Annotated in this window: 4 protein-coding genes; 2 read left to right on the top strand and 2 right to left on the bottom strand. The window is 73.2% G+C overall.

Annotated features, from left to right (window positions below; all coding sequences use genetic code 11):
- Window positions 1-80: 80 nt before the first annotated feature.
- Entirely contained in the window at window positions 81-968 is an 888-nt protein-coding gene (locus ACFWXO_RS44305; protein WP_380532687.1) for an SAM-dependent methyltransferase, read from the bottom strand.
- A 141-nt stretch (window positions 969-1,109) separates the two neighbouring features.
- Complete coding sequence (locus ACFWXO_RS44300) at window positions 1,110-1,877, bottom strand: rhomboid-like protein (protein WP_380532684.1); 768 nt, start codon at window positions 1,875-1,877, stop codon at window positions 1,110-1,112.
- Between the two features lie 243 nt (window positions 1,878-2,120).
- On the opposite strand from ACFWXO_RS44300, the gene ACFWXO_RS44295 reads away from it, so the two are divergent.
- Window positions 2,121-2,861 carry a rhomboid-like protein gene (locus ACFWXO_RS44295; RefSeq protein WP_380532681.1) on the top strand — a complete coding sequence of 247 codons (741 nt, stop codon included), beginning with the start codon at window positions 2,121-2,123 and terminating at the stop codon, window positions 2,859-2,861.
- Window positions 2,862-3,051: 190 nt separating this feature from the next.
- Window positions 3,052-5,799, top strand: a complete 2,748-nt coding sequence (locus ACFWXO_RS44290) for a glycosyl hydrolase (RefSeq protein ID WP_380532678.1) — start codon at window positions 3,052-3,054, stop codon at window positions 5,797-5,799.
- Window positions 5,800-5,863: the final 64 nt, after the last annotated feature.

Raw genomic sequence — 5,863 nt, 5'->3', positions numbered from 1 at the left:
GGGGGGGGGGGGGGGGGTTGGCGGGGGTGGCGCGCGGGGGGGGGTTGGCGCGCCGGGGCGCTGGTCCGGGGAGGAGGGGGTCAGGGCTTGCGGCCCACGCCCGCGTACATCCAGCGGGTGGAGCCCGCGGTCGGTCCGTCCGGGCGCCAGAGCGGGACGAAGTCCACACCCGGTTCCAGCGGCTCCCAGCCGGTGAGGAAGCCCTCCACCTCGGCCCGGCCCCGGAGCCGGATGCGCGAATCGGTGTCGTCCCAGGTCTTCACGACCTCGGCGGCGCGCTGCGGGTTGCCCTCGGCGGTGCTGTGCGAGAGCAGCAGGAAGCTCCCCGGGGCGAGGCGGTCGTGGACGGCCTTGACGGCCGCGGCGGCCTGGTCGTCGTCGATGAAGTGCAGGACGGCCATCAGCAGGACGGCGACCGGACGGGAGAGGTCGATCAGCTCGCGCAGCTCGGGCCGGTCGAGCAGCTCGTCGAGGTCGCGCAGATCGCCGGTGAGCACGGTGGTGGAGTGGTTGCTGGCGAGCAGCGCCCGGCCGTGGGCGAGCACGATCGGGTCGTTGTCGATGTAGACCACCCGGGACTCCGGGGCCAGCTCCTGTGCGACCTCGTGCACATTGCCCTGGGCGGGCAGGCCGGAGCCGATGTCGATGAACTGGCGGACCCCGGCCTCGACGCAGAGCCGGACGGCGCGGCGCAGGAAGGCGCGGTTCTCCCGGGCGGCCTGCGGGATGTCGGGCGCGGCGGCTATCGCGTGCTCGGCGGCGGCCCGGTCCGGCGGGAAGTTGTCCTTGCCGCCCAGCCAGTAGTCGTAGATCCGGGCCGGGTGGGGCCGGTGGGTCTGGAGCATCACCGGGTCCACGAAGTCCGCCGGATGCCCGAAGCCCGCCGGATCCGCGGAGTCGGCCGGATCCGCGAAGCCCGCCGGGTCGGTCACGTCCGCAGGGTTCGTGGCGTTGTCGAACTCGGGCATCGGGTCCCCTCCGTTTGGCCTGATCAACGGTCACCAGAAGCTGGTAGCCAGCCGGTTGATCGGTTCTGCATCGTACCCGGCCCACTGGGAAGGACGATCACTGGCCCTGGCGCGGTTCACCGAGGTTCACTGCACTGCGGTTCACTGCGGTTCACCGCGGGGCCCGCCGCCGGGCGCCGGGCTTCGGGAGGAGGCGCGGTTGCGCAGCCAGGCGGTGCGGGCGGCGACGACGCCGAGGGTGAGGGCCACCAGGTGGCCGGCGTCGGCCAGCTGCTGGTCCGCCGCCCAGGCGCCGGCCAGTACCAGGGCGAGGAGCGGCAGGCCGTACCGGCGCAGCGCGCGCGGGCCCAGGGCGAGCAGGCAGCCGATGGTGGCGACCAGCCCGTAGCTGATCCCGACGTCCCGCGCGCGGGAGAGCGCCCCCGGGATCCGGGCGGTCAGCATCACCCACATGGCACCCTCGGTGAGCAGGGTGGCGCCCAGGTGCCCGAAGACGAACACCGCGCCCGCGCGGGCCGGGCCCCAGCGCCACTCGGCCAGGCCCAGGGCGATCGCGACGGCGGCGATGCCGGCCCAGGCCGGGACGCCGTCGACCACCAGGCCGCTGGTGAACATCGTCCACCACTTGCCCACCTCCATGTGGTGGACGTTGCTGCTGTTGTGCCGGACGAACCGGACCCGGCCGGCGTGGCCCTGGGTGGCGAGCCAGGTGGCGGTGATCGTCAGCAGGACGACGTAGACGGAGGTGAGGCGCAGCCGGAGCGCGGCGGTGCGGGCGCTCGCCGCGAGCGCGGCCCGGCCGCCGGTGGCCCTCCGGCCGGCCGCCGTTCCGTCGGCGGCCGTTCTGGAATCAGGCGTCCGGGAGGCGGCGGTGTCGGTCGGCTGCGTCGTTCCGAGGCGGTCCCTCATCGTGCCTGGCGCCCTTTGCGTGCGGTGTCCGGTCTCCGGTGCCCGGCGGCCCGTGGGCGGCCGGAGAGCCAGCCTACGGCAGTCGGCCGCGCCCGCCCGTCGACGGTTTCGCGGGCGGAGGCCGGGTACGGACGCCGCCGGGCGGGTCACCCGAACGGGCCGTCGCGGCGGCGGGCGGCGGCCCGGGCGGGCCAGGGTGAGGTGGGGGCCGTCGAGGAGGAGCGGACCGTCGAGGAGGCGCCGATGACCGGCAGCACCACCGGCGTGCCGCAGGCGCACCCGGGGCCCTGGTGGGCGCGCGCGGCCCGGGCGGCGTGGCGCTACGTCCGGCGCGCCCCCGGCACCTACGTCTGGCTGGCGATCCTGCTGGTCACCACCCAGGTGATCCGGCACGTCGACCCGGTGACCGCCGACCGGATCCTGCAGCGGCGTTCGACCAACCTGCACCACCTCCAGGTCTCACCCGTTCGGGTGCTGCTGACCAGCGCGCTGTGGATCGCGGGCGGCGGCTGGCTGAGCTACTTCGCGCTGTACAACCTCTTCCACGTGCCCGCCGAGCGCTGGCTGGGCACGCTGCGCTGGCTGTCGGTGGCGGTGCTGGCACACGTCGGGGCGACCTACCTCAGCGAGGGGGTGCTCGGCTGGGCGATCCACCGCGGCCTGGCGGCGCCGAAGGCCGTCTACACGCTCGACTACGGCGTGAGCTACGCGCTCGCCGGGGTGGTCGGGGTGCTCAGCTACCTGATCGTGCGGCCCTGGCGGTACCTCTACGTGGGGGGAGTGCTCGCCGTGTACGTCTACGGCGTTCACCAGAGCCGGGACTACACCAGCATCGGCCACCTCAGCGCGGCACTGATCGGGCTCGCCTGCTACCCGATCACCCGGGACCGGCCGGGAGCCTTCGACCCGGCCGCCGTGGTGCGGGAGTCGTGGCGGCGGGTGCGTGGGTGGCGGGTGTGCGGGCGGCGGCAGCCCGGTCGGTGAGCGAGGCCGTCGGACGTCAGGCGTTCGGGCGTCCGGGCATTCGGTGAATGCCAACTGTTCGAAACGGTAAGGGTCTTAACCTCCTTTTACCGTTCGGGCCTTCCCCTGGCCGGGCACACCGGACAGGCTTACCCCCTGTTTCGCCGGGGCCGCGCAACCGCGCGGCCGGCCACAGGGGAGGACCGCACTCGTGCCCATCAGGCATCGTCGTCGGCTGCTGCTCAGCGCCGTCACGCTCACCGCCCTCGGACTGACCACCAGTCAGGCGCTCGCCGCGCCGTCGCCGTCCGCATCGCAACCCTGGCAGGTGCAGCACCAGGCAGACGTCGGGAAGCAGCACGCGAAGAAGGTCCGGGGTGCCGGGACCTCCTCGCTCGCCCCCCGTTCGACCACCGCTCCCGAGGCCGACTCGCCCGGGGACGGCGGCGACGAGACGGAGAACTCCGCCGAGGGCGTCGCCCAGTACACCGAGGCGCGCACCGCGCCGGGTGTCGTGGCGCCGGGCGCCTACGGTGCGGCCTGGGCGCAGTTGCAGTCCATGCCGCACACGGGCGGCACCTGGGACCACGTCACCGACAAGCCGTACAACTCCGACGACCCGCGCTACCGGGACGTCAACTCCAACTCCAGCGGCGGCGCCGGACTGGTGACCGGCCGGATCACCGGCATCGCCGCCGACACCGACGGCTACGTGTACGCGGGCGGCGCCAACGGCGGGGTGTTCCGCTCCCGTACCGGCGGCGGCCGGTGGGAGCCGATCGCCGACAAGCTGCCCACGCTCTCCACCGGCACCCTGAACCTCGACGGCGGCGGGCGGCTCTGGTACGCCACCGGCGAGTCCAACACCGGGGCCACCTCGTACGTCGGCACCGGCGTGTACGTGCTGTCCGACCCGCAGCACGGCAAGTTCCAGCCCGGAAACCGGGTGGGCGGGCCGGAGCTGGAGTCGACCATCATCCACGCGCTGCGCTTCGGCGGCGGCAAGGTGTGGGCGGCGACCAGCCGCGGTGTGTGGAGCCACTCGACCTCCGACCTGTCGGGGCCGTGGAAGCTGGAGTTCGCGCCCAACCCGGACTACCTGCCGGGCGGTTCGATGGCCAAGGACCCGAGCGCGCCGTACAAGAACATCGCCAACGACATCGCGATCGACCCCAAGGACCCGTCCAAGGTGGTCCTGGCGGTCGGCTGGCGCGGCGGCGACACCTACAACGGCTTCTACAGCAAGGCCGCGGAGGGGAGTTGGCAGCGCGTCGGCGCGCTGGGCGACCTGCCGTCGGACGCCGCGAACGTCGGCAACGTGACCTTCGCCCGCTCGGCGGACGGCTCGCGCTACTACGCGATCGACCAGTCGCCCGATGTCGCCGCACACAACCCGGACACCGGACTCAAGGGCATCTACGTCTCCAAGTCCGGCTCGCCGTACGGCCCGTGGACGCTGATCGCGGACAAGGACAAGCTCAAGGCGTCCGGCTCGGCGCTCCAGGACCCGGGCTACCAGCCCGGCATCCAGGCCTGGTACAACCAGTCGCTCCAGGTCGACCCGGCCAACCCGGACCACGTCTACGCGGGCCTGGAGGAGGTCTTCGAGACCACCGACGGCGGCAACGCGTGGGCGACGGTCGGGCCGTACTGGAACAACGGCTTCCCGTGCTGGAGCATCGACCCGAGCAAGCAGACCGGTGACTGCTCGCCGACCACCCACTCCGACCAGCACGCCGTCGCCTTCGGCAGCTACCAGGGCAAGGTGAACGTCTACGTCGGCAACGACGGCGGCATCTACCGGCGCCCGGGCAAGGGGCAGTTGGACGCCTGGGGCCACGGCAAGGACTGGACGCCGCTCAACGACGGCACCATGGACACCCTCCAGTACTACTCGGTCGGCGTCGGCAAGGACCCGGCGGACCGGTCCGGCAAGGGCGTCATCGTCAGCGGCGGGCTCCAGGACAACGGCGAGTCCATCCTGCGGGCGCACGACAAGGTGATGGGCTCCAACTTCGGCGGGGACGGCGGCGACACCCTGGTCGACCCGGCCAACGGCTGCGACATCGCCCAGGAGTACGTCTACCTGGACATGTGGGTCACCCAGAACTGCGCTGTGAACGACGGCAGTTGGACGAAGGATCCGAGCAAGGCCACCTCCTACGAGGTCGCCCCGCCGGACAAGGACACCAACGCCGCCCGGTTCATCGCGCCGATGACCGCCGACCCCGCGGACGCCGACACCTGGATCGCCGGCGGCCAGCACGTCTGGGTGCAGCACAAGGGCTACGCGATCCGCAGCGGCAGCGAGTGGACCTCCGCCTACGACCTGGGCGCCGGTCACGTGGCCACCGCCGTCGCCACCGTCAACGGCACGGTGTACGCGGGCTGGTGCGGCCCGTGCAACAACCAGGGGTTCAGCCGCGGCATCGCGGTGGGCAACATCGACGGCACCGGCTGGCACCAGCTGAACCTGCCCGTCGACGGGACGATCCCGAACCGGTACATCTCCTCCTTCGCGGTGGACGAGAAGGACGCCCGGCACGTCCTCGTGGCCGTCAACGGCTTCTCGCGCACCTGGACGGAGGGCCCCGGCGCGGGCACCGGCCACCTCTTCGAGACCCGGGACGGCGGCGCCACCTGGACCGACGTCTCGGCCAACCTGCCCGACGTCCCGGCGACTTCGGTGAAGCTCCTGCCCGACGGCGGCCTCACCCTGGGCACCGACCTCGCCGCGTTCTACCGGGCCCCGGGCGAGAGCCGGTTCTCGGTGCTCGGCCGCAACCTGCCGACCACGGCGGTGCAGCAGCTCAAGCAGGGCCCCGACGGCCGGCTCTACGTGGCGACCTTCGGGCGCGGCATCTGGTCGATCAACCCGCGCGAGCTCGGCCGGGACGGCGACGGCCAGGACGGCAACAGCCAGGGCGGGGACGGCCAGGGCGGCAACAGCCAGGGCTGACGGTCCCGTTCGTGCGCCGGGGGGGGGGGCCCCCCGCGCGGCCGGGGCGCGCGCCGCCGCGACG

This window comes from Kitasatospora sp. NPDC059088, assembly GCF_042738155.1.
In the GTDB taxonomy this organism is placed as follows: Bacteria; Actinomycetota; Actinomycetes; order Streptomycetales; family Streptomycetaceae; genus Kitasatospora.
This window is presented reverse-complemented; position numbering and strand designations above follow the sequence as displayed.

Bases quoted from the DNA above. Each gene is read 5' to 3' on its own strand.
- ACFWXO_RS44300 (WP_380532684.1), bottom strand. From the start codon at position 1,877: ATGAGGGACCGCCTCGGAACGACGCAGCCGACCGACACCGCCGCCTCC.
- ACFWXO_RS44305 (WP_380532687.1), bottom strand. From the start codon at position 968: ATGCCCGAGTTCGACAACGCCACGAACCCTGCGGACGTGACCGACCCG.
- ACFWXO_RS44295 (WP_380532681.1), top strand. From the start codon at position 2,121: ATGACCGGCAGCACCACCGGCGTGCCGCAGGCGCACCCGGGGCCCTGG.